Raw genomic sequence first — 20,137 nt, 5'->3', positions numbered from 1 at the left:
GCGCCGGTGCCGTTACGGCTTAGGGTGCGGTCATGGATGCGACGGCGACGGAGCTGGCGGCGGCGGTCCGGGCGGGCGAGCTCGACCCGGTGGCGCTGACCGAGCGGGTGCTGGCGGGGATCGAGGCGGCGGACCGCGTGGTGGGCGCGTTCCGCAGGGTGCGCGCGGAGGAGGCGGTGGCCGAGGCGCGCGCGGTGGCGCAACGGCCGGATCTGGCGCAGCTGCCGCTCGCCGGGGTGCCGGTCGCGGTCAAGGACGTCACGGAGATCGCGGGTGAGTACGCGTCCTGGGGCTCGGCCGCGGCGCCCGTGGAGACGTCCACAAAGGACTCCGATGTGGTCGCGCGGTTGCGGGCGGCGGGCGCGGTGATCGTCGGGCTGACGCGGGTGCCCGAGCTGTGCGTGTGGCCCATGACCGACGGTCCGGGCGGGATCGCGCGCAACCCGTGGCAGCCGGAGTACACGGCGGGTGGTTCGTCGGGCGGCAGCGCGGCGGCGGTGGCGGCGGGTCTGGTGCCGGTGGCGCACGGGACGGACGGCGCGGGGTCGGTGCGGTTGCCTTCGGCGATGTGCGGGCTGGTCGGGATCAAGCCGGGCGGGGACCTGCTGACCGAGGAGGGCTGGTACGGGATGTCCGCGCACGGCAGCCTCGCGACGACGGTGGCCGACGCGGCGTTGCTGCTGTCGGTGCTCGGCGACCGGCCGGACCTGGCGCGGGTGGGCGAGCCGGGCAGGCTGCGGGTCGCGGTGTCGGTCGACGTGCCGCTGACGCGTGCCCCAGTGCCGAAACCCCTGTGCGAGGCGGTGGACCGGGTGGCGGACGCGCTGGCGGGAGCCGGGCACGAGGTCGAGCGGGCCACGCCCCGGTACGGCTACGAGGCGACGTTCGGCCTCCTCACGCGCTGGTTCGCGGGTCCGTCGGAGCAGGCGGACGACCTGGACCGGACGCTGCTGCAACCGCGGACGCAGGCGCACGTGCGCCTGGGCCGCGCACTGCGCAGGGCGGGCCTGGTCCGTCCGGGAACGAGGGAGCGCTGGCGCCGCCGCGCGGCGGAGTTCTTCGCGGACCACGACGTCCTGCTGACGCCGACGCTGGCCGCGCTGCCGGTGAAGGCCGCGCGGTGGCACGAACGCTCCGCGCTGGCGAACGCGGTCAGCTCGGTGCGGGTGGCGCCGTTCGCGGGACTGTGGAACCTGGCCGGTTACCCCGCGATGTCCGTACCCGCCGCCCGTCACCCCAACGGGCTGCCACTGGGCGTCCAGCTGGTCGCCGCCCCCGGCGGGGAGGCCCGCCTGCTGGCGGTGGCCGCCCAACTGGAGCGGCTGAACCCCTGGCCGCGACTGCCCCAGGCGGGGGCGCGGTAGCGGCTGCCCCTTGGCGGCCGCAGGTTCGGCTGGCTGCGGGGGTGTGGTTGGGGCCGCTGGTCGCCGCACCCGGCGGGGAGGCTCGCCCGCTGGCGGTGGTTCCCGGCTGGAGCGGCTCAACCCCTCGCCGCGGTTGCCGCTACTGGCGCTTGGAAGACGCCGGTTCGACTGGCTGCTGCGCGGGCTTCGTCGGGGACAGGGCGGGCTTCGTCGGCGTGACCGGCTTGCTCTCGCCGTTGGACGGCTGCGGAAGCGCGGACTCCCCGGCGGGCGGAACCACGACCTGCGCGGGCGTCACCGGAACCGGCGCCGGAGCCTTCGGCGCCGCGCTCTGGGCGGGGACCGTCGACGCCGGGGCAGTCGGCACCGGCTTGACGTACGCCGTCGGCGCCTCGGAACCTGGCGCCGGGGCCGGCTCGACCGGCGCCGGGCGGGTCATGTCCACCACCGACTCCTCCCGCAGCGGCGACAGCGACTGGTGGCTGCGCGCCAGCACCTCGTTCGCCTTGCGGAGGCGGCCCACGGCCTGCTCGCTCAGCGACGTGAGGCGCTGCACCTTCCGGTTCGCCTCGTCCTCGCGGCGCTCCGCCTGCGCGGTGGCCTCCGAGATGAGCCGGTTGGCGCGGGCGGTCGCCTCGTCGACCAGGCGCTTCGCCTCGGCCGTCGCCTCCGCGATCCGGCGCTCGGCCTGGTTCTTGCTCGCCGTCTGCTGGTCCGCGATGTGCTTCTCCAGCGCGGCCCGCTGCGCCGCCATGGAGGTCTCGAAGTCGTGCTCGATCGTGCGGCGCTTGCGCTCCGCCTCGATGTCGAGCGCCGTCCGGCGCCGGGCCGCGTCCGTCGTCAGCTTCTGGACCTCGAGCTTCGTCGCGTCGAGCGCGTTCTTGTGCTCGGACTCCAGCGCCTCCGCGTGCGTCTCCAGCGCGTCGATCAGCTTCTGGTACCGCTCCCGCAACCTGGTGGACACGTCCGTGCTGGACGCCCAGTGCTCCTCGGCCGCCACCTGCGCCCGGGTCACGATCTCCTCCGCACGCGCGTTCGCGAGCTCGATCGTGCGCTGCATCCGCTCGTCGAGGTCCTCGATCCGCTCCGGCGGCCGCTTCAGCTCCTCGACCCGCGTGCGCAGCCGCTGGATCTCGCCACGCGCGCTCTCCAGTTCCCGGGACATCGTGCTCGCCTGCGCCATCGCCGCGTCACGATCGGCCATCACCCGACGCAGGTGTGACTCGACGTGGTCCAGGTACTGCAGCACCTGGCCGCGGTCGAAACCGTGCCACACCTGGTTGTAGTCACGCTTCAGCGGGAGCAGCGCGTTGTCTCGATCGGGAACCATGCCGAAGAAGGTACCCGCGCACACGGTGTTAACGCCGTCAGGTCAGTGCGTGTCCACTCGTCCCGGTTGGACTCACCAGTGGAAGCCGCGCGTGAGCTTGATCAGGCGCGTCGCCGCCTTGGACAGGTGCCGTTCCCCCTTGCCCAGCTTGATCTCACCGGTGCCGCCCGCCGCCTCGGAGTCCGGGAAGATGCGGAAACCCTCGTACGCCAGCGCATCCACGACTCCGGGCAGGAACGTGTACGCCGCCTGGATGAGGTACCCCTCCGGAGTGCCGATGTGCTTCGGGCGTTCACGCAGTGCGCGCACGACCATGTCCGCCGCCTGATCGGGCGATTTCGTGGGAAACGCGTCGTAGATCTTCGTCGGCCGGATCATCGGCGTCCGCACGAGCGGCATGTGGATGGTGGTGAACGTGATCCCGTCGCCATGGGTCTCGGTCGCCGCGATCTTGCTGAAGTAGTCCAGCGCCGCCTTCGACGCCACGTACGCGGAGAAGCGGGGCGCGATGCCCTGCACGCCGATCGAGGACACGTTGACGATGTGCCCGAACTTGCGTTCCGACATGTGTGGCAGCACCGCGAGGATCAGCCGCACCGCGCCGAAGTAGTTGATCGCCATCGCACGCTCGTAGTCGTGGAACCGGTCGTACGACAGCTTGATCGACCGGCGGATCGAGCGGCCCGCGTTGTTGACCACCATGTCGATGCGGCCCTGCTCGTCGAGGATCTGCTTGACGAGCTTGCTCACCGACTCCACATCGGTCAGGTCCGCCGGGTACACCGCGGCACTGCCGCCCGCCGCGACGATCTCGTCGCGCACCTCTTCGAGCTCGTGCTGCCGCCGGGCCACCAGCAGCGGAACCGCGCCCTGCGCCGCGACCTTCAGCGCCGTGGCGCGCCCGATGCCGGACGACGCGCCGGTGATGACGATCCGCCGCCCGTCCAGTTCCCCGCGGCTGCCGTGCACCCGCGCACGGAACGGGTCGAGGTGCTCGCGCCAGTACCGCCACAGCACGTCGGCGTAGTTCTCCAGCCGCGGCACCTCCACGCCGCTCGACGCCAGTTCCTTGCGCGTGGCGGAGGAGGCGAACACCGACGGGAACGCCGTGTTCTCCAGCAGCACGGGCGGAATGCCCAGCCGGGCGAGGAACCCGTCGCGCACCAGCGACACCCCGGGCACGTGCTCGGTCAGCTTCACCAGCCGCACGATGCCCTTGGACAGGCGCTCGTCGAGCTGCACGTCGATGGTCGGCGCACCCGCGGCGCGGGCGAACGCGTTGTAGACCGAGACGACCGGCTGCGGTTCCGGGCTGACCAGGTGGAACGTGCAGCCGTCGAGGTGCTGCCGCGTGACCAGCGCCAGCAGTGCCTTGGCCACGTAGTCGACGGGCACGATGTTCGTGTTGCCGAGGTCCGGGCCGACCAGCGGGAGGTTCGGCAGCCGGTTGAGCTTGTCGATGGCCGTGAACAGGTAGTAGGGACCGTCCACTTTGTCCATCTCGCCGGTCTCGGAGTGCCCGACGACGATGGCGGGCCGGTACACCCGCCACGGCACCTCGTGCTGGTGGCGCACCAGCCGTTCCGCCTCGAACTTCGTGCGGTGGTAGGCGGTCGGCAGCCGCTGGCCCACGTCGAACATGTCCTCGGTGAACACGCCCTCGTGGTCACCGGCCACGGCCACGGAGGACACGTGGTGCAGACAACCCACACGCAGGTCCGCGGCCAGTTCGAGCACGTTGCGCGTGCCGTCCACATTGGCGCGGACGCTGGTCTCGTCGTCGGCCGTGATGTCGTACAGCGCCGCCAGGTGCACGAGGTGGTCGACCTGCCCGCGCAGCTCCTCGCGGACCTCGTCACCCACGCCGAGCCGCTCGGCCGACAGGTCGCCGACCACGAGCGAGACCTTCTCCGGGTGCGGCCACGTCGCCACCAGGCTCTCCAGCCGGTCGCGGGAGGCCGCGCGGACCAGGAGCCGGACGTGCTCGGTGTCGTCCCGTTCGAGCAGGAGCCGGGTGAAGTGGCGGCCGATCAGGCCGGTCGCGCCGGTCACGAGGTAGCCGGGCATCGGGTCACCCTTCGTCGCGTACGTGCAGAACCTTCTGGGGCATTGTCCTCGCCCTGTCGAGTGAGAACCACCACCACTGCTCAGGCGGGGTCGGCGATCGCGACGCGGTTCTCGGCGTAGCCCTGTGCACCACCGACCCACTCGCCGCCGCACGTGACCAGGACCAGGCGGTGCGCGCCGGTCTGCCCGAACAGCTCCACGGCGCGGTGCGGGAGCTCGTCCTTCTGCAGGCTGATCAGCTGCGACACCCGGTACCGCAGGAGCCGCCCGTCCGGCGCCACCACCGTGACCTCCTGGCCGATGCGCGCGGTCCACAGCTCGGCGAACGGGCCCGTCCGTCCTGCCCAGTTCACGTGACCCGCGAACACGGTGGCGCCGCGTGGCGCGTCGAGGTCCGCGCCCCACCAGGCCGCGTCGTTCAGGCTCCGGGGCACCGGGAGCACGCCGCCGACGACCTCCTGCCGGACCAGGCGGGCCGTGCTGCCACTGGGCAGCCGCACCGTGCCCGGCGCCTGCGCCGGTGTCGTCGCCACGGCCGGTGCCGGTGCCACGGACGAGGCCGGTGGCGGTGCCGTGGTGACCGGCGAGGGAGGCGAGGCGGTGGCCTGCTGGGTCTGCTGGATCACGGCCGGAGCCGGGGCGACCGGCAACGCGTGGGGCGTGCCCGCCACCGCCGCGGTGGGCGGAGAAAGCAGCACGCCTCCCGTCGAAACGGCCAGCAACACCGCCGCGGCCGCCACCAGACCCGCTCCTGCCACCCTTCCGTGCACGGCTACCGGAACCGGCGTCGCGCGAGGAACCCGACCAGCCCCGCTCCGAAGAGCGCCAGCCCACCGAGCGTCGCGACGCCGAGCGGCGACGTGACCACGGTGGTGCTCGCGTGCAGCACCGCGGTGGGCGGGTCGGCACCCGCCGGAATGGCCGTGGGCACCTGGTTGGGGACGTTGCTGATCGCGAGCGCGAGCGTCTCGCCGGGCTGCACCGTGCCGCACGCCGAGGGTGGGTTCGCCGGGTCGAACGCCTGGTCGTACCCGTCCGGCGGGCTCACCTCGACCACGCAGATCTCCTGCGGCGTCCGCAGGTTCCCGACCGTCACCTTGCCCTCGTCGCCCTCGGTGGTGAGCACCGCGGGCTTCCCGTCGGGACCGGTCAGCGGCTTGCCGTCCTGGTCCTTCGCGGGCGCCGTGTGGTCCTTGGCCGTCAGCCGCAGCGCCACGCCGCTGATGCCCTTGCCGCTCTGCGCGTCGAGCTTCGTGACCTGCACCGAGCCGGGCTTGGTGCTCGCCTTCGCACCGGCCTTCGCGGTCAGCTCCTTCTCGCCGCCGGTGGACACCACGCGCTGGGTGTCGACGTCGACCGGCGCCTGCACGTACGGCTTGTCCGCCGGGGCGGAGAGCGTGGCCGTCACCTGCGGATCGGCCGCCGTGGGCGTGATCTTCACCGTCGCCGTGCCGTCGTCGCCCGTGGTCACCGCGGCCTTCTTCCCACCGTCCGCCAGCGCGGCGCCGGTGAGCTGGAGCGTGACGGGGACGTCCGCCATGCCCTTGCCCTTGGCGTTGCGCACCGTCACGGTCCACTCGCCCGCCGTGCCGATCAGCTGGTCGGCCCTCGGCGCGGTGATCTCGGCCGTCCACGGGCCGCGGTTGGCCTCGGCGTCCGCCGTCAGGGCCCGCACCGCCTGCTGCGCGGCCGCGGGCAGCTTCGCCAGGTGGAACGGCGCGTCGTAGGCGATGTGGCGGAAGTCGTTGTTCGGGTTGAGGTCGTCGTGCCCCTGGCGCGGCGGCGACGTCCACGAATGCAGCAGGTGCGCGAGCGCGGCGGCCTGGTCCGGGTTCTTCGTGTCGCCGTAGCGCAGCAGCAGGTACGAGATGTCGGCCGAGACGTCAGGGGACAGCGGGTCGCCCCACTTGGTGCGCAGCTCGTCACCGGGCTGGTACTGCTCGTCGGTGTCCGGGGCCTTGTACTCGAACTGCACACAGAAGACCTGCTTGCCGTTGACGAGGTACGACCCCAGCCAGTCGCCGGACCGGGACTTGCCGCCGTACGGCTGTCCCGGCGTGACCAGATGGCCCGTCTGCTCCTGGTAGGCCGCGGCCGCCGGAACGGCCGTGAGCACCGACAGGAGGCAGGCGGCGAGTACCGCCAGAAGGGCACGCGTTCTGCCCATGGGGTGCCGGCTCCTTCACGTATCGTCCCCGACTTGCTCGGGTGACCGGGCGGGCACCCCATGTGAGGGTCGCCTGGAAGTGACATGGGGACAATCGGCCGAAGTCGTGATTCGCGCTGGTTATGAGTAGCGTCCTCGCGGAAGCGCCTCCGGGAGTTCGGTAAAGTTTTCTTTACCCGACGGGAACCGGACGGCGGTCTCCGCCGTTGAACCCCATGCAGGTGCCAGGAGATCCAGGAGGATCAAGGTGCGTTCCACGAGCAACCCCGCGTTCCGCAATCTGCCGGTGGGCGGTGGCGCGGGCTACGGCCAGTACGGGCCGAACGTAGGCTTCAACCAGCCGCAGGGCGGCATCCCCGGCTACGGCCCGCCGCCGACGCGCACCGGGTCGGGCGACCGCCCGATGACGGTGGACGACGTCGTCATCAAGACGGGGCTTTCGCTCGCGACCGCGCTGGTCACGGGTGTCATCGCCGCGATATGGGCGCAGGGTCAGGCGGACGCCAGGGCGCTGGGCCCGGTGCTCGGCGTGATGGTCGTGGCCATGCTCGTCGGCCTCGCGCTGTCGCTGGTGATGATCTTCCGCCAGAAGCCCAGTGGCCCCATGACGCTGGTGTACTCGGCGGCGGAGGGCGTGTTCCTCGGCGCCATCACCGGGCTGTTCGAGATGATCTACCCGGGTATCGCGCTGCAGGCCATCCTCGGCACCGCGGGCGTGTTCGTCGCGATGCTGGTGGTCTACAAGACCGGCGCGGTCAAGGTCACGCCGAAGCTCACGAAGTGGATCATCGGGGCCACCGCGGGCGCCGCGATCCTGATGCTCGCCAACCTCGTGCTCTCGCTGTTCCACGTCAACATGGGCCTGCGTGACGGCGGGCCGCTCGCGATCATCTTCAGCCTCGTGGTGATCGGCATCGCGGCGTTCAACTTCCTGCTCGACTTCGACATGGCCGACCGGATGATCCGCGAGGGCATGCCGGCGAAGTGGGCGTGGTTCGCGGCGTTCGGTCTGATGACCACGCTGGTCTGGCTGTACCTCGAGATCCTGCGGCTGCTGTCGTACCTGCAGAACGACTAGCGACTGTTGCGAGAACAGGGGACGCTCGGTAACGATCCGGGCGTCCCCTGCTGTTTTTGCCACCCATTTCAGCGATTCGGTCCCTCTTGTTGATCACACAGTGTTAGATGCGAGTAATCATCGTTTTTCACTTCTGTGAGGTCAGTGTGAGCGTTCCCCCGCAGCCGGGGCAGGACGGCCAGCCGAATCCCTTCGCCCCGCCGGAGCAGTCCGGCACGCCCGCCCAGGGGCTTCCCGCCGGTCACCCGGGCGTGGCCCCGGGTCAGCCGGGCGAGGCGGCTGGTCAGCCAGGCGTCCCCGGTCAGCCCGGCCCGATCCCCGGTCAGCCCGGTGCGGCGGCGCCCTACGGGCCGCCACCGGGACAGCCCGCCTACGCCCAGTCGGCGCCCGGTGGCCCGCCCTACGGGCCACCGCCCGGTCAGCCCGGCGCCTACCCGCCCGGCGCATTCGGGCCTCCGCCCGGCGTGCCGGTACAGCGGGCGAAGCGGAGCAAGTGGGTCTGGCTGCGCATCGCGATTCCCGTGGTGGTCGTGGTGGTGGCGGTGATCACCGGGATCATCTCGTCCCAGAGCTCCCCGGACCGCGCGGCCGTCGGCGAGTGCCTGAGCATCAAGGAGTTCAAGGACAACGTCGAGCCCAAGAAGGTCGACTGCACCGACCAGACCGCGAACGTCAAGATCGCCGTCCGGCTCGAGGACGACGTCAGCGACTGCCCCGCCGGCGACTACGACAAGTACTGGGTCGAGGGCGACAACTCGTACAAGCTCTGCCTCATGCCCAACGTCCGCGAGGGCGAGTGCCTGTCCAACGTCACGGACCTGACGAAGGGCTACCAGCGCGTCGACTGCGGTGACCCGGCCGCGGAGGTCAGGATCGTCAAGGTCATCACCGGCACGGCCGACGAATCCGCCTGCCAGGACACCGACGCGGACGCCGCCCTGAAGTACTCCCAGCCGTCCACCACGTTCTGCCTCACCGACAGCAACCACGCCTGACCTCGGTGGGGCGGGGAAACCGCCCCGCCCCACCGCCGGATCAGCTCAGGCGCTCCAGCACCATCGCCATGCCCTGACCGCCGCCGACGCACATCGTCTCCAGACCCCACTGCTTGTCGTGGTGCTGCAGCGAGTTGATGAGCGTCGAGGTGATGCGGGCGCCGGTCATGCCGAACGGGTGGCCGACGGCGATCGCGCCGCCGTTGACGTTCAGCCGGTCGATGTCGATGCCCAGGTCCTTGTACGACGGGATGACCTGCGCGGCGAACGCCTCGTTGATCTCCACCAGGTCGATGTCGCCGATCGACAGCCCGGCCTTCGCCAGCGCCTTCTGCGACGCCTCGACCGGCCCGTAGCCCATGATCTCCGGCGACAGCCCGGACACACCGGTCGACACGACGCGCGCGAGCGGGGTCAGGCCCAGCTCCTTCGCCTTCGTGTCGGACATGACGATCACGGCGGCGGCACCGTCGTTGAGCGGGCAGCAGTTGGCCGCGGTCACCCGGCCGTCGGGCCGGAACACCGGCTTGAGCCCGGACACACCCTCCAGCGTGACGCCCGGCCGCGGACCGTCGTCCTTGCTGAGCACGGTGCCATCCGGCAGCGTGACCGGCGTGATGTCCTTCGCCCAGAAGCCGTCCGCGATGGCCTTCTCGGCGAGGTTCTGCGACCGCACGCCGAACTCGTCCATCTCCTCGCGGGAGACGTTCTTCAGCCGCGCCAGGTTCTCGGCGGTCTGGCCCATCGCGATGTAGACGTCGGGCACCTGGCCGTTCTCGCGCGGGTCCACCCAGGTGTCCGCGCCCTCGGCGGCGGTCTTCGCGGTGCGCGCCTCGGCCTCGGCGAACAGCGGGTTGTGCGTGTCCGGCCACGAGTCCGAACTGCCCTTCGCGAACCGGGACACGGTCTCGACACCCGCCGAGATGAAGACGTCACCCTCGCCGGCCTTGATTGCGTGCAGCGCCATCCGGGTGGTCTGCAGGCTGGAGGAGCAGTAACGGGTGACCGTGCAGCCGGGCAGGTGGTCGTAGCCCAGCTCCACGGCGACGGCGCGGCCCATGTTGAAGCCCTGCTCCCCGCCGGGCAGGCCGCAGCCCAGCATGAGGTCGTCGATGTCCTTCGGGTCGAGCTGGGGCACCTTGTCCAGCGCGGCGCGGATCATCTGGGCGACCAGGTCGTCCGGGCGCATGTCGACCAGCGAGCCCTTGCCCGCCCGTCCGATGGGCGAGCGGGCGGTGGCGACGATGACGGCTTCTGGCATGGCGGGACACTCCTTCGGGTCTGGCTAAGCGCGTGCTTACCCATATCCTGCCCGCTGCACGTACGCGGGCAAACCCCAACGCGATACGCACCACGTAGGCTAACCGCGTGGAGTACTACGAGCACGTCGTCGACCTCGTCGGCAACACCCCGCTGGTCAAGCTCAACGCGCTCACCGAGGGACTGCAGCCGCTGGTGCTGGCCAAGGTCGAGTACCTCAACCCGGGCGGCAGCGTGAAGGACCGCATCGCGCTGCGCATGGTCGAGGCCGCCGAGGCGGCCGGGCTGCTGAAGCCCGGCGGCACCATCGTCGAGCCGACCTCGGGCAACACCGGCGTCGGGCTGGCGATGGTCGCCCAGCGCAAGGGGTACCAGTGCGTGTTCGTCTGCCCGGACAAGGTCAGCGAGGACAAGCGCAACGTGCTCAAGGCGTACGGCGCCCGCGTCGTGGTGTGCCCGACAGCCGTCCCGCCCGAGCACCCCGACTCCTACTACTCGGTCTCCGACCGGCTGGTGAAGGAGATCGACGGCGCCTGGAAGCCGAACCAGTACGCCAACCCGGAGAACCCCGCGAGCCACTACCACTCGACGGGCCCGGAGATCTGGCGGCAGACCGACGGCCGCATCACGCACTTCGTCGCCGGCGTCGGCACCGGCGGCACCATCTCCGGCACCGGGCGCTACCTCAAGGAGGTCTCCGACGGGAAGGTCGCCGTCGTCGGCGCCGACCCGGAGGGCTCCGTGTACTCCGGCGGCACCGGCCGCCCGTACCTCGTCGAGGGCGTCGGCGAGGACTTCTGGCCGGAGACCTACGACCGTGGTGTCGCCGACGAGATCATCGCGGTCTCCGACGCCGAGTCGTTCGACATCACGCGCCGCCTCGCGCTCGAAGAGGGGCTGCTGGTCGGCGGCTCGTGCGGGATGGCGGTCGCGGCGGCGCTGCGGCTGGCCCAGCGGCTCGGGCCGGACGACGTGGTGGTCGTGCTGCTGCCCGACGGCGGCCGCGGCTACCTCGGCAAGGTGTTCAACGACCAGTGGATGTCGTCGTTCGGCTTCCTTTCGCCCGACAGCTCCGGCGCCACGGTCGGCGACGTGCTCAAGGCGAAGACCGGCGCGCTGCCCGACCTGGTCCACACGCACCCGAACGAGACCGTCGCCGAGGCGGTGGCGATCCTCTCGGAGTTCGACGTCAGCCAGATGCCCGTGGTCAGCGCGGAACCGCCGGTGATGGCGGCCGAGGTGGTCGGCGCGGTGATCGAGCGGGACCTGCTGGAAGCGCTGTTCACCGGCAAGGCCAACCTCGCCGACCGGCTGGAACAGCACATGTCGCCGCCGCTGCCGACCATCGGCGCGAGCGAACAGGTCAGCGCGGCGATGAAAGCGCTTTCCGGTGCGGACGGCGCGCTGGTGCTGCTCGACGGCAAGCCCGCGGGCGTGGTGACCCGGCACGATCTGCTCGGTTTCCTGGCCGGACGGCGCGGGTAGATTTATCGTCCTTTTCGTCCGGGGCGTTACGAGCACTGCTCCGGGTCATCCGATAGCGTGTGCTGCCAGAGCACATCCAGCCTTTTCAAGGGGGTTACAGGCCCACATGAGCGCTCCGCAGCCGCCGAACCAGCCCTGGGGTGGCGGGCAACAGCCGCCGCAGGGTCCGCCGAGTGGTCCTCAGCCGCAGCAAGACAGTCCGTTCGCCTCGTCGGAGCCGACCCAGGTGGTGCAGCCCGGTCAGCAGCCGGGCGGCTCGTTCGGCGAGACCCCCGAGCCGACCCAGGTCGTGCAGCCGGGCCAGTCCGCCGAGCAGGGCGAAGGCGGTGCGGCGAGCGCGGGTGAGCCGGGCAGCGAGTCGACGCAGCTCGTGCCCCCGGGCGCCCAGCCCCCGCAGTCCATCCCGTACGCCCCGCCGCCGAGCGCCGCGGACAACCCCGCCGCGCTGGGCCAGCAGCCGGGCGCCTTCGGCCAGCCGGGTCAGCCCGGTGGCTTCGGTCAGCCGGGTGGGTTCGGGCAGCCGCAGCAGCCGGGCCCGTACGGCCAGCCGCCCCAGGGCTTCGGCCAGCCGGGTCAGCCCGGCGGGTTCGGTGGTCCGCCCCCGGGCTACGGCTCGCCCTACGGTGCTCCGGCCGGTGGCGGTGGCGGCAACCAGCAGCAGCTGTTCGGCTGGATCGCCGCGGGTGTCGTCGGCGTGCTCGGCCTGATCGGTGCCATCCTCGCCTTCACGCTCATGGGTGACCTGGGCAGTGCCGGGTCGACGAGTGACGCCGTGGCCCAGTGCGAGTCGCAGATCCGGCAGATGGGCGGCGACCCGAGCATCTGCCAGCAGGCGGTCGAGTCGGCGAGCTCGGGGAGCGACAGCACGGTCACGCAGGCGTGGATCTACGTGATCCTGATGGCCCTGGGCAGCCTCGCCGCCGTCGCGGGCGCGGTGCTGCTGTTCCTGAAGAACAAGATCTCGGCGTACCTGATCGTCGGCGGCGGCGCGGTGCTGCTCATCGTGTCGATCATCTTCATGGCCGCGCTGGCCAGCCCGACCCGCGTCGTGTTCGAGCTGATCTTCGGCATCGTGCTCGCCGCGATCGGCGCGCTCGCGCTCGTGCCGTCCACCGCGCAGTTCGTCGGCCTCGGCGGCCCGACCGGTGGCCCCGGCGCTCCTGGTGGCTTCGGCGCTCCTGGCGGCTTCGGCGGTCCGCCGCACGGCGGCTTCCCCGGCCAGCAGCAGCCGGGTCCGTACGGCCCGCCCGGGCAGCCGAACCCCTACGGCCCGCCCAGCGGTGGCTTCGGCCAGCCCGGCCCCTACGGCCAGCAGCCCGGCGGTCCCGCCCCGACCAGCGGCGGGTTCCCGCAGCCGCCCAACCCCTACGGGCAGCAGCCGGGTCCGTACGGGCAGCCCGGCCCCTACGGCCAGCCGCCCCAGCAGCCCGGCCAGCCCCCGCAGCAGCCCTGGTGACAGGCTGAAACCGACTCGATGCCCCCGGCTGACGCAGCCGGGGGCATCGTTGTTTCCGGTACTCGGAACGGCTCCGCGCGCGGCCCCGCCGCCGCTAAGGTGAGCGCACCCACTCAGCGCTCGCCATCTGGGGGCATCGTGACGAACCCGTACGGCCATCCGGACGCCGAGCGACGCCCCAACGGTGTGACGGCGATCCTCGCCGGGCTCGTCGGGCTGGGGCTCGCGGGAGTGCTCGGGTACCTGCCCGCTACGTGGTTCGTCGACTACGGCATCGACGACCTGCCGGAACCGACGAAGATCGTGCTCGGGCTGTACTTCGGCGCCGCGCTCCTGCTGCTCGCCGGCGCGCTGGTCACCCTGTTCCGTGCGTTCGCGGGCGGCGTGCTGCTGCTGCTCGGGGCGCTCGGCGCCATCGGCGCGGTGGTCACCGAACCGCTGCTGCTGTTCCCCGGCTACTTCACCCAGTTCTTCCGCGCGATGTTCCAGCTCACCCCGGACCAGGCGTTCGTCAGGGTCGCGGCCGCGGTCGGCGGTCCGGTCGTGCTGGTGCTGTGTGCCCTGCCGCGCACGTTCAGATACCTGCGGTACCGGCCCGGCGACCACCCGCAGCCGGGGAACTGGTAGGCCATGGGCATGGATGATCAGCGGTCGCGCGGCGGCGGCACGGGTATTCCGGCGGCGGTGCTCGCCCTGCTCGGCGGGCTCTTTCACCTGATCGGTGTCGCAGGGGGCGCGGTGATGCTGGCCGGGGACGACGATCTCGGCCGGGCGCTGCTCACGTTCCTGCTGCACGTCATCGTGGCCGGGGTGCTGACCACCGGTGGCGTCGGGCTGATCCTCGCGAAACCCTTCGGCCGGGCCTTCACCATCGCCGGGGCCGCGCTCGCGCTGGTGCTGTACGTGACGGTGCTGGTGCTGGGCTCGTTCGGGATCTACTTCCTGGGGCTCGCGAACAACACGCTGCCCATCGGCTACACGGCGCTGCTGTGCCTGCCCGCCGTCGCGACGCTCGTGCTCGCGAGCCTCCGGCCCACCGCACGGTGGGTCACGAGCGGCTGGTCCTAACCTGGGGGCATGACTTCCGAGACCTCCCGGTTCGGCTTCGAGACGCGCGCGATTCACGCTGGTCAGGAGCCCGACCCGCGGACCGGCGCGGTGATCGTGCCGATCTACCAGACCTCGACCTACGCCCAGGACGGCGTCGGCGGCACCCGCGAGGGTGACTACGAGTACTCCCGCACCGCGAACCCCACCCGCACGGCGCTGGAGCAGCAGCTCGCCTCGCTCGAAGGCGCCCGGCACGGGTTGGCGTTCGCGTCCGGGATGGCGGCGAGCGACGCCGTGCTGCGCAGCGTGCTGCGCCCCGGCGACCACCTCGTGCTCGGCAACGACGCGTACGGCGGCACGTTCCGCCTGATCGACAAGGTGCTCAGCAACTGGGGCATCCAGTACACGGTCGCCGACCTCTCGGACATCGACGCCGTGCGTGCCGCGGTCCGGCCGGAGACGAAGCTGGTCTGGTGCGAGACGCCCAGCAACCCGCTGCTCGGCATCGCCGACATCCCCGCGCTGGCCGGTGTCGCGCACGCCGCGAACGCGCGCCTCGTCGTGGACAACACGTTCGCCACCCCGTACCTGCAGACCCCGCTGGAGCTGGGCGCGGACGTCGTCGTGCACTCGACCACGAAGTACCTCGGCGGGCACTCCGACGTGGTCGGCGGCGCGGTGCTGACCAACGAGGACGAGCTGCGGGAGCAGCTGTTCTTCCTGCGCAACGGGGCGGGCGCGGTGCCGGGCGCGTTCGACGCGTGGCTGACCCTGCGGGGCATCAAGACGCTGGCCGTGCGCATGGAGCGGCACTGCGACAACGCGGAGCGGGTCGCCGAGGCGCTGGCCGCGCACCCGAAGGTCGCGGAGGTGTACTACCCGGGGCTGGAGACACACCCCGGGCACGAGGTGGCGGCGAAGCAGATGCGCCGCTTCGGCGGGATGGTGTCGTTCCGGCACGCCGACGGCGAGCAGGCCGCGCTGGACGTGGCGGCGCGCACGGAGCTGTTCATCCTGGCGGAGTCACTGGGCGGGATCGAGTCGCTGATCGAGCACCCGGGCCGCATGACGCACGCCAGCGTGGCGGGCTCGATGCTCCAGGTGCCGGAAGACCTGCTGCGCCTGTCGATCGGCATCGAGGACGGCCGCGACCTGGTCGAAGACCTGCGGACCGCGCTCGGTTAGAGATTGTTCGTTTTGGTGGGGCCGTCAGCTCGCACCGCCGCGGGTTCTGAGGTGGCTTCTCGCGAGGACAGCGCCGATGTGGTGACCTGGGGGTCATGAGTCGGCGATCCCGGAGTGAGAAGCCGCCTCAGGTTCCGCCACCTGCACCGCTATGCAGGCCGCCATCCCAAGTTTCAGGGCCGGTAGTTGTTCTCGGTCGCGACCTGACCGGACGAGTGGGACTGCGTGGTCCGCAGCTGCTGCAGCTCGGTGCCCTCCACGCAGCCACCCACCAGCTCGATGTGGTTGTCGTGGCGGATGTACTGCGCCGGGTCGCCGCAGGCGGCCCTGTCGACCGTGTAGAAAGCCGCGCCCGTGAGCGCCAGGGCCGAGGTGATCGCCGCGACCAGAGGCAGCGCCCCGGCCGAACGACTGGCGCGACGGCGCGTGCCGCCGTCCGTTTCGCTCCGCCTTCGCATCGTCACTCCCTGATTCCCGTCCCGGCCGCGTCCAGGGTACCGAAACCGCCCGGCCCGGGGTGGCATGATCCCGGATATGCGATTGGTGTCCCTGGACCGGATCGACGCCGCGCGCCGGCTCCTGGCGGGGATCGTCCGTGTCACTCCGATGGAACACGCACGGGACCTGGAAAAGGTTCACGGCGGTCCCGTCCACCTCAAGTGCGAGAACCTGCAGCGCACCGGTTCGTTCAAGATCCGCGGCGCGTACACCCGCATCCACGGCCTTGACGACGAGGAACGCGCCCGCGGTGTCGTCGCGGCCAGTGCGGGGAATCACGCGCAGGGAGTGGCGCTCGCCGCTTCGCTGCTCGGCATCAAGTCCACCGTCTTCATGCCCACGCGCGTGCCGTTGCCGAAGCTCGCCGCCACCCGCGGCTACGGCGCCGACGTCCACCTGCACGGCGACGTGTTCGACGAGACGCTCGCGGAGGCCATTGCCTTCGCCGAGCACACCGGGGCGGTGTTCATCCACCCCTTCGACCACGAGGACATCATCGCCGGTCAGGGCACTGTCGGCGCCGAGGTGCTGGAGCAGGTGCCCGAGGTCGCCACGGTGCTCGTGCCCGCGGGCGGCGGCGGCCTCGTGTCCGGCGTGGCCAGCGCGGTCAAGGGGATGCGGCCGGGCACGCGTGTCGTTGCCGTGCAGGCCGAGGGCGCGGCGGCCTTCCCCGGTTCGCTCGCCGCGGGCAAACCCGTCCGGCTGACCGAGTCGTCGACGATGGCGGACGGGATCGCGGTCGGCGAGCCCGGCGCGCTCACCTTCGCCCACGTCGAGACGCTGGTCGACGACGTGCTGACGGTGACCGAGGAGTCGCTGTCACGTGCGGTGCTGTTGTGCCTGGAACGGCGGAAGCTCGTGGTCGAGCCGGCGGGTGCGGCGACCGTCGCGGCGCTGATGCAGTACCCGGGCGAGTTCTCCGGCCCGATCGTCGCCATCCTGTCCGGCGGCAACGTCGACCCGCTGCTGTTGCTGCAGATCATCCAGCACGGCATGACCGCGGGCGGCCGCTACCTCGCGTTGCGGCTGCGGGTGCCCGACCGGCCCGGCGTGCTCGCCTCGGTGCTGTCGCGGATCAGCGAACTCGGTGCGAACGTCCTCGACGTCGAGCACTCCCGGATCTCCGGCGCGCTCGCGCTCGGCGAGGTCGAGGTCGCGCTCAAGCTCGAAACCCGCGGCCCGGAGCACTGCGCCGGCGTCACGACCGAACTCCAGCGCGCCGGGTACACGCTCGTGCGCGAGCAGACCGTGTAGGGAGGGGACGTGGACGCACTCGACGCGAAACTGCTGCTCCTGCTCACCGACGCGCCACGGCTCGGCGTGCTGGAGTGCGCCCGCCGTCTCGGCGTCGCGCGCGGGACGGTGCAGGCGCGCCTGGACCGGCTGACCGAGCAGGGCGTGCTCGGCGGCTTTCCGCCCGAGGTGGACATGGCGGCGATCGGGTACGGGCTCACCGCGTTCGCCGTCATCGAGATCGCGCAGGGCAGCCGGACCGAGGTGGCCGCCGGGCTGGCCGCGATCGACCAGGTCTGCGAGGCGCACGCCACCACCGGGCAGGGCGACCTGTTCGTGCGGATGGTCGCCCGCGACCACGAGGACCTGCAGCAGGTGATCGACCGGGTGGTGAGCCTGCCCGGGGTGCGGCGCACCAACACGTCACTCGCGCTGACCACACCCATCCCGTTGCGGGTGCGGCCGCTGCTGGAGCGGATCGCGCACGGCGACACGAGCTAGCGCGAACCCCGGACGGCCGGTTCTCCCGTCACGGAAACCGGCCGTCCCGGACGGCTCAGCCGCGGTAGGGCACCGCCTTGATGAGGGTCACCTTCTGCTTCCGGCCGTTGGGCAGGTCGTACTCACGCGACTCGCCCTCCTTGGCACCCAGCAGCGCCTTGCCCAGCGGGGACTCGGGGGAGTACACGTCGAGCGCCCCCTCGGCGCCCTCCTCACGGGTGGCGAGCAGGAACTTCTCCTCGTCATCGTCACCGTCGTAGCGCACGGTGAGGACCATGCCGGGCTCCGCGACGCCGTCGTTGGCGGGTGCCTCGCCCACCTTCGCCGACCGCAGCAGCTCCTGGAGGTGCCGGATCCGGGCTTCCGCCTGGCCCTGCTCCTCACGGGCGGCGTGGTAGCCCCCGTTCTCCTTGAGGTCGCCCTCTTCCCTGCTGTCGTTGATCCGCGCGGCGATGACCGGACGATTCTCGATCAGTTCGTCGAGCTCGTGCTTGAGCCTGTCGAAGGCTTCCTGCGTCAGCCAGGTCACCTGGGTGTCGCTCACGGCCACCATCTCCTCGTCGTGCCTGCCGGGCATGGGTATACAAGCCGGCGGCCCCACCGGCAGGAGGCCGGCGAGGCTGAGATAAAGGAAAAACACGGCCCGTCTGGGCCGTGCCGGTAGGTCAGGATAGCACGACGGGCACTCCGGAGAGCGTCCGTTTTCCCGCTGACCGGGCGTTCGGCGCGGGTTTCACTCCGTTGGCCGCTAGCTGCTTGACAAGTATGACGGTACGTCGTAGGAGCAGCCGAACACGTCCGCGTCGACGGGCCGGTCGATGCTGCGCACCACCGTGGTCTGCATGCTGTGGTTGTCCCCCGCGGGGATGTACACCTCTTTACGGCCGCTCTCGGCACCGGAGATGTCACGCAGCCGGACGATGCAGACGCCGGGCCTGCCCGGGTCGTCACGGGTCACGTTGATGGTGATGGACATCGCGTTGCCCGGCTGCTCGGCGAACGACACCCGGTCGGCTTGGATCGGCGCCGGACCGAGGTTCACGTACGCCACCCACGCCACCACCACACCGGCGACGAGCGCGACGGCCGCGAACAGCCAGCGACGCCACCGTGCCGATGCCCGGCCGCCGACCTTGCCGTAGCGACCCTCGGGCAGCGCGCGCGTGGTCAAACCCGGGCCTCCTGATCCGTACTGTCGTACCCCCGGGGACAATGGGTACGGGATCGAGTATCCGTCAGGGTCGGAATAGCGGTGCAGAAGGGGTCGTTGCAGGCATGGTGAACTCTGTCGAGCGGATTTCCGAACCTGGTTCCGGCCTGCGGCTGCTGGCCGTGCACGCCCACCCCGACGACGAATCGAGCAAGGGTGCGGCCACCATGGCGAAGTACGTCGCCGAGGGTGCCGAGGTGATGGTCGTCAGCTGCACCGGCGGCGAGGCGGGCAGCGTGCTGAACCCCGCCATGGACCGGCCCGAGGTGCGCGAGAACATGTCGCAGCTGCGCCGCGAGGAGATGGCGCGCGCCGCCGAGATCCTCGGGATCAAGCACCACTGGCTGGGCTTCGTCGACTCCGGGCTGCCCGAGGGCGACCCGCTGCCGCCGCTGCCGGAGGGTTCCTTCGCGACGGTGCCGCTGGAGGAGCCGGTGCGCGAGCTGGTCAAGGTGATGCGTGAGTTCCGCCCGCACGTCGTGCTGACCTACGACGAGAACGGCGGCTACCCGCACCCCGACCACATCCGCACGCACGAGGTGTCGGTCGCGGCCTTCGACGCCGCCGCCGAACCCGACCGGTTCCCCGAGGCGGGCGAGCCGTGGCAGCCGCTGAAGCTGTACTACATGCACGGGTTCTCCCGGCAGAAGATGCAGCTGTTCCACGACGCGCTCACCGAGGCGGGCCTGGAGTCGCCGTACGGCGAGTGGCTGGAGAAGTGGGACCCGGACCGCGCGGACGTGATGGAGCGGGTCACCACGCGCGTCGAGTGCGCCGACTACTTCAAGATCCGCGACGAAGCGCTCAAGGCGCACGCCACGCAGATCGACCCGAACAGCCGCTGGTTCGCCGTGCCGCTGGAGATCCAGCGGAGGGTGTGGCCGACGGAGGAGTACGAGCTGGTCCGCTCTCTTGTGGACAGCACCCTGCCGGAGGACGATTTGTTCGCCGGGGTACGGGAGAAGGTGACTGCATGATTCTGGCACTGCCAGGCGCGGGGCCGGTCGAGACGACCGCCCTCGTACTGGCGCAGCAGCCGGGCAACGGCGACAACGGCGGCCAGGGGGAGGACTTCGGCAAGTCCTCCCCGGTCGGCTTCCTGCTGCTGCTGGTCTTCCTGGTCGCGGTGGCGTTCCTGGTGCGGTCGATGACCAAGCACCTCAAGCGGGTGCCGGCGAGTTTCGACGCCGAGGAGCCCGCCGCGGAGGAGCCCGTGAAGCAGGCGGAGAAGAGCGAGAACTCCTGACGCCGCGCGGCA

The 20,137-nt window shown here is 71.3% G+C and carries 20 protein-coding genes; 12 read left to right on the top strand and 8 right to left on the bottom strand.

What is annotated here, in order from left to right; all coding sequences use genetic code 11:
* The first annotated feature begins 32 nt into the window (after positions 1 to 32).
* Entirely contained in the window at positions 33 to 1,364 is a 1,332-nt protein-coding gene (locus tag FHX82_RS08405) for an amidase family protein (RefSeq protein WP_145934085.1), read from the top strand.
* A 139-nt stretch (positions 1,365 to 1,503) separates the two neighbouring features.
* On the opposite strand, the gene FHX82_RS08400 is transcribed toward FHX82_RS08405, so the two are convergent.
* From FHX82_RS08400 to FHX82_RS08385, 4 genes are all read right to left on the bottom strand, one after another.
* The gene (locus FHX82_RS08400; RefSeq protein WP_229880471.1) at positions 1,504 to 2,694 is read right to left on the bottom strand and encodes a coiled-coil domain-containing protein; all 1,191 of its coding nucleotides are present in this window, start codon (positions 2,692 to 2,694) and stop codon (positions 1,504 to 1,506) included.
* A 72-nt stretch (positions 2,695 to 2,766) separates the two neighbouring features.
* Complete coding sequence (locus tag FHX82_RS08395) at positions 2,767 to 4,761, bottom strand: SDR family oxidoreductase (RefSeq protein WP_145934084.1); 1,995 nt, start codon at positions 4,759 to 4,761, stop codon at positions 2,767 to 2,769.
* Positions 4,762 to 4,841: 80 nt separating this feature from the next.
* Positions 4,842 to 5,519 (bottom strand): class F sortase, encoded by a 678-nt coding sequence (locus tag FHX82_RS08390; RefSeq protein ID WP_222425947.1) that lies wholly within the window; start codon positions 5,517 to 5,519, stop codon positions 4,842 to 4,844.
* 14 nt (positions 5,520 to 5,533) lie between these two features.
* Positions 5,534 to 6,928, bottom strand: coding sequence for a collagen binding domain-containing protein (locus FHX82_RS08385; RefSeq protein ID WP_145934083.1), 1,395 nt, complete (start codon positions 6,926 to 6,928; stop codon positions 5,534 to 5,536).
* A 247-nt stretch (positions 6,929 to 7,175) separates the two neighbouring features.
* On the opposite strand from FHX82_RS08385, the gene FHX82_RS08380 reads away from it, so the two are divergent.
* Together FHX82_RS08380 and FHX82_RS08375 are read left to right on the top strand one after the other, a co-directional pair.
* Entirely contained in the window at positions 7,176 to 8,006 is an 831-nt protein-coding gene (locus FHX82_RS08380) for a Bax inhibitor-1/YccA family protein (protein WP_145934082.1), read from the top strand.
* Between the two features lie 146 nt (positions 8,007 to 8,152).
* Complete coding sequence (locus tag FHX82_RS08375) at positions 8,153 to 9,001, top strand: LppU/SCO3897 family protein (RefSeq protein WP_145934081.1); 849 nt, start codon at positions 8,153 to 8,155, stop codon at positions 8,999 to 9,001.
* Positions 9,002 to 9,041: 40 nt separating this feature from the next.
* On the opposite strand, the gene FHX82_RS08370 is transcribed toward FHX82_RS08375, so the two are convergent.
* Entirely contained in the window at positions 9,042 to 10,262 is a 1,221-nt protein-coding gene (locus FHX82_RS08370; RefSeq protein WP_145934080.1) for an acetyl-CoA C-acetyltransferase, read from the bottom strand.
* A 107-nt stretch (positions 10,263 to 10,369) separates the two neighbouring features.
* Between FHX82_RS08370 and FHX82_RS08365 the strand changes: the two genes are divergently transcribed.
* From FHX82_RS08365 to FHX82_RS08345, 5 genes are all read left to right on the top strand, one after another.
* Positions 10,370 to 11,746 carry a cystathionine beta-synthase gene (locus FHX82_RS08365; RefSeq protein ID WP_145934079.1) on the top strand — a complete coding sequence of 459 codons (1,377 nt, stop codon included), beginning with the start codon at positions 10,370 to 10,372 and terminating at the stop codon, positions 11,744 to 11,746.
* A 106-nt stretch (positions 11,747 to 11,852) separates the two neighbouring features.
* The gene (locus tag FHX82_RS08360; RefSeq protein WP_145934078.1) at positions 11,853 to 13,202 is read left to right on the top strand and encodes a hypothetical protein; all 1,350 of its coding nucleotides are present in this window, start codon (positions 11,853 to 11,855) and stop codon (positions 13,200 to 13,202) included.
* 138 nt (positions 13,203 to 13,340) lie between these two features.
* A complete protein-coding gene (locus tag FHX82_RS08355; protein ID WP_145934077.1) occupies positions 13,341 to 13,829 on the top strand; it encodes a hypothetical protein in 489 nt (162 codons plus the stop codon).
* Between the two features lie 9 nt (positions 13,830 to 13,838).
* Positions 13,839 to 14,270, top strand: coding sequence for a hypothetical protein (locus tag FHX82_RS08350; RefSeq protein ID WP_229880473.1), 432 nt, complete (start codon positions 13,839 to 13,841; stop codon positions 14,268 to 14,270).
* 9 nt (positions 14,271 to 14,279) lie between these two features.
* Positions 14,280 to 15,437 carry a cystathionine gamma-synthase gene (locus FHX82_RS08345; protein WP_145934075.1) on the top strand — a complete coding sequence of 386 codons (1,158 nt, stop codon included), beginning with the start codon at positions 14,280 to 14,282 and terminating at the stop codon, positions 15,435 to 15,437.
* A gap of 173 nt (positions 15,438 to 15,610) precedes the next feature.
* Here the strand turns inward: FHX82_RS08345 and FHX82_RS08340 are convergent, their stop codons facing one another.
* Positions 15,611 to 15,895, bottom strand: coding sequence for a hypothetical protein (locus tag FHX82_RS08340; protein ID WP_145934074.1), 285 nt, complete (start codon positions 15,893 to 15,895; stop codon positions 15,611 to 15,613).
* A gap of 76 nt (positions 15,896 to 15,971) precedes the next feature.
* Between FHX82_RS08340 and ilvA the strand changes: the two genes are divergently transcribed.
* Together ilvA and FHX82_RS08330 are read left to right on the top strand one after the other, a co-directional pair.
* Positions 15,972 to 17,189 carry a threonine ammonia-lyase gene (gene ilvA, locus FHX82_RS08335; RefSeq protein WP_145934073.1) on the top strand — a complete coding sequence of 406 codons (1,218 nt, stop codon included), beginning with the start codon at positions 15,972 to 15,974 and terminating at the stop codon, positions 17,187 to 17,189.
* 9 nt (positions 17,190 to 17,198) lie between these two features.
* Positions 17,199 to 17,669, top strand: coding sequence for an Lrp/AsnC family transcriptional regulator (locus tag FHX82_RS08330; protein WP_145934072.1), 471 nt, complete (start codon positions 17,199 to 17,201; stop codon positions 17,667 to 17,669).
* A 55-nt stretch (positions 17,670 to 17,724) separates the two neighbouring features.
* Here FHX82_RS08330 and greA read toward each other — a convergent pair whose 3' ends face one another.
* Together greA and FHX82_RS08320 are read right to left on the bottom strand one after the other, a co-directional pair.
* Positions 17,725 to 18,222 carry a transcription elongation factor GreA gene (gene greA, locus FHX82_RS08325; RefSeq protein ID WP_145934140.1) on the bottom strand — a complete coding sequence of 166 codons (498 nt, stop codon included), beginning with the start codon at positions 18,220 to 18,222 and terminating at the stop codon, positions 17,725 to 17,727.
* 195 nt (positions 18,223 to 18,417) lie between these two features.
* Positions 18,418 to 18,840 (bottom strand): DUF4307 domain-containing protein, encoded by a 423-nt coding sequence (locus FHX82_RS08320; RefSeq protein ID WP_145934071.1) that lies wholly within the window; start codon positions 18,838 to 18,840, stop codon positions 18,418 to 18,420.
* A 104-nt stretch (positions 18,841 to 18,944) separates the two neighbouring features.
* On the opposite strand from FHX82_RS08320, the gene mca reads away from it, so the two are divergent.
* Complete coding sequence (gene mca / locus FHX82_RS08315) at positions 18,945 to 19,856, top strand: mycothiol conjugate amidase Mca (RefSeq protein ID WP_145934070.1); 912 nt, start codon at positions 18,945 to 18,947, stop codon at positions 19,854 to 19,856.
* Complete coding sequence (locus tag FHX82_RS08310; RefSeq protein ID WP_145934069.1) at positions 19,853 to 20,125, top strand: hypothetical protein; 273 nt, start codon at positions 19,853 to 19,855, stop codon at positions 20,123 to 20,125. The genes mca and FHX82_RS08310 overlap by 4 nt, the downstream gene beginning before the upstream one ends.
* Positions 20,126 to 20,137: the final 12 nt, after the last annotated feature.

The sequence above is a fragment of the Amycolatopsis bartoniae genome (assembly GCF_014191255.1).
Lineage (GTDB): Bacteria > Actinomycetota > Actinomycetes > Mycobacteriales > Pseudonocardiaceae > Amycolatopsis_E > Amycolatopsis_E bartoniae.
Note: the sequence above shows the minus strand (reverse complement) of the source record. Positions and strands in the feature narration are given on the sequence as shown.

Bases quoted from the DNA above. Each gene is read 5' to 3' on its own strand.
- ilvA (WP_145934073.1), top strand. From the start codon at position 15,972: ATGCGATTGGTGTCCCTGGACCGGATCGACGCCGCGCGCCGGCTCCTG.
- mca (WP_145934070.1), top strand. From the start codon at position 18,945: ATGGTGAACTCTGTCGAGCGGATTTCCGAACCTGGTTCCGGCCTGCGG.
- FHX82_RS08310 (WP_145934069.1), top strand. From the start codon at position 19,853: ATGATTCTGGCACTGCCAGGCGCGGGGCCGGTCGAGACGACCGCCCTC.
- FHX82_RS08400 (WP_229880471.1), bottom strand. From the start codon at position 2,694: ATGGTTCCCGATCGAGACAACGCGCTGCTCCCGCTGAAGCGTGACTAC.
- FHX82_RS08345 (WP_145934075.1), top strand. From the start codon at position 14,280: ATGACTTCCGAGACCTCCCGGTTCGGCTTCGAGACGCGCGCGATTCAC.
- FHX82_RS08395 (WP_145934084.1), bottom strand. From the start codon at position 4,761: ATGCCCGGCTACCTCGTGACCGGCGCGACCGGCCTGATCGGCCGCCAC.
- FHX82_RS08360 (WP_145934078.1), top strand. From the start codon at position 11,853: ATGAGCGCTCCGCAGCCGCCGAACCAGCCCTGGGGTGGCGGGCAACAG.
- FHX82_RS08405 (WP_145934085.1), top strand. From the start codon at position 33: ATGGATGCGACGGCGACGGAGCTGGCGGCGGCGGTCCGGGCGGGCGAG.
- FHX82_RS08350 (WP_229880473.1), top strand. From the start codon at position 13,839: ATGGATGATCAGCGGTCGCGCGGCGGCGGCACGGGTATTCCGGCGGCG.
- FHX82_RS08370 (WP_145934080.1), bottom strand. From the start codon at position 10,262: ATGCCAGAAGCCGTCATCGTCGCCACCGCCCGCTCGCCCATCGGACGG.
- greA (WP_145934140.1), bottom strand. From the start codon at position 18,222: ATGGTGGCCGTGAGCGACACCCAGGTGACCTGGCTGACGCAGGAAGCC.
- FHX82_RS08385 (WP_145934083.1), bottom strand. From the start codon at position 6,928: ATGGGCAGAACGCGTGCCCTTCTGGCGGTACTCGCCGCCTGCCTCCTG.
- FHX82_RS08340 (WP_145934074.1), bottom strand. From the start codon at position 15,895: ATGCGAAGGCGGAGCGAAACGGACGGCGGCACGCGCCGTCGCGCCAGT.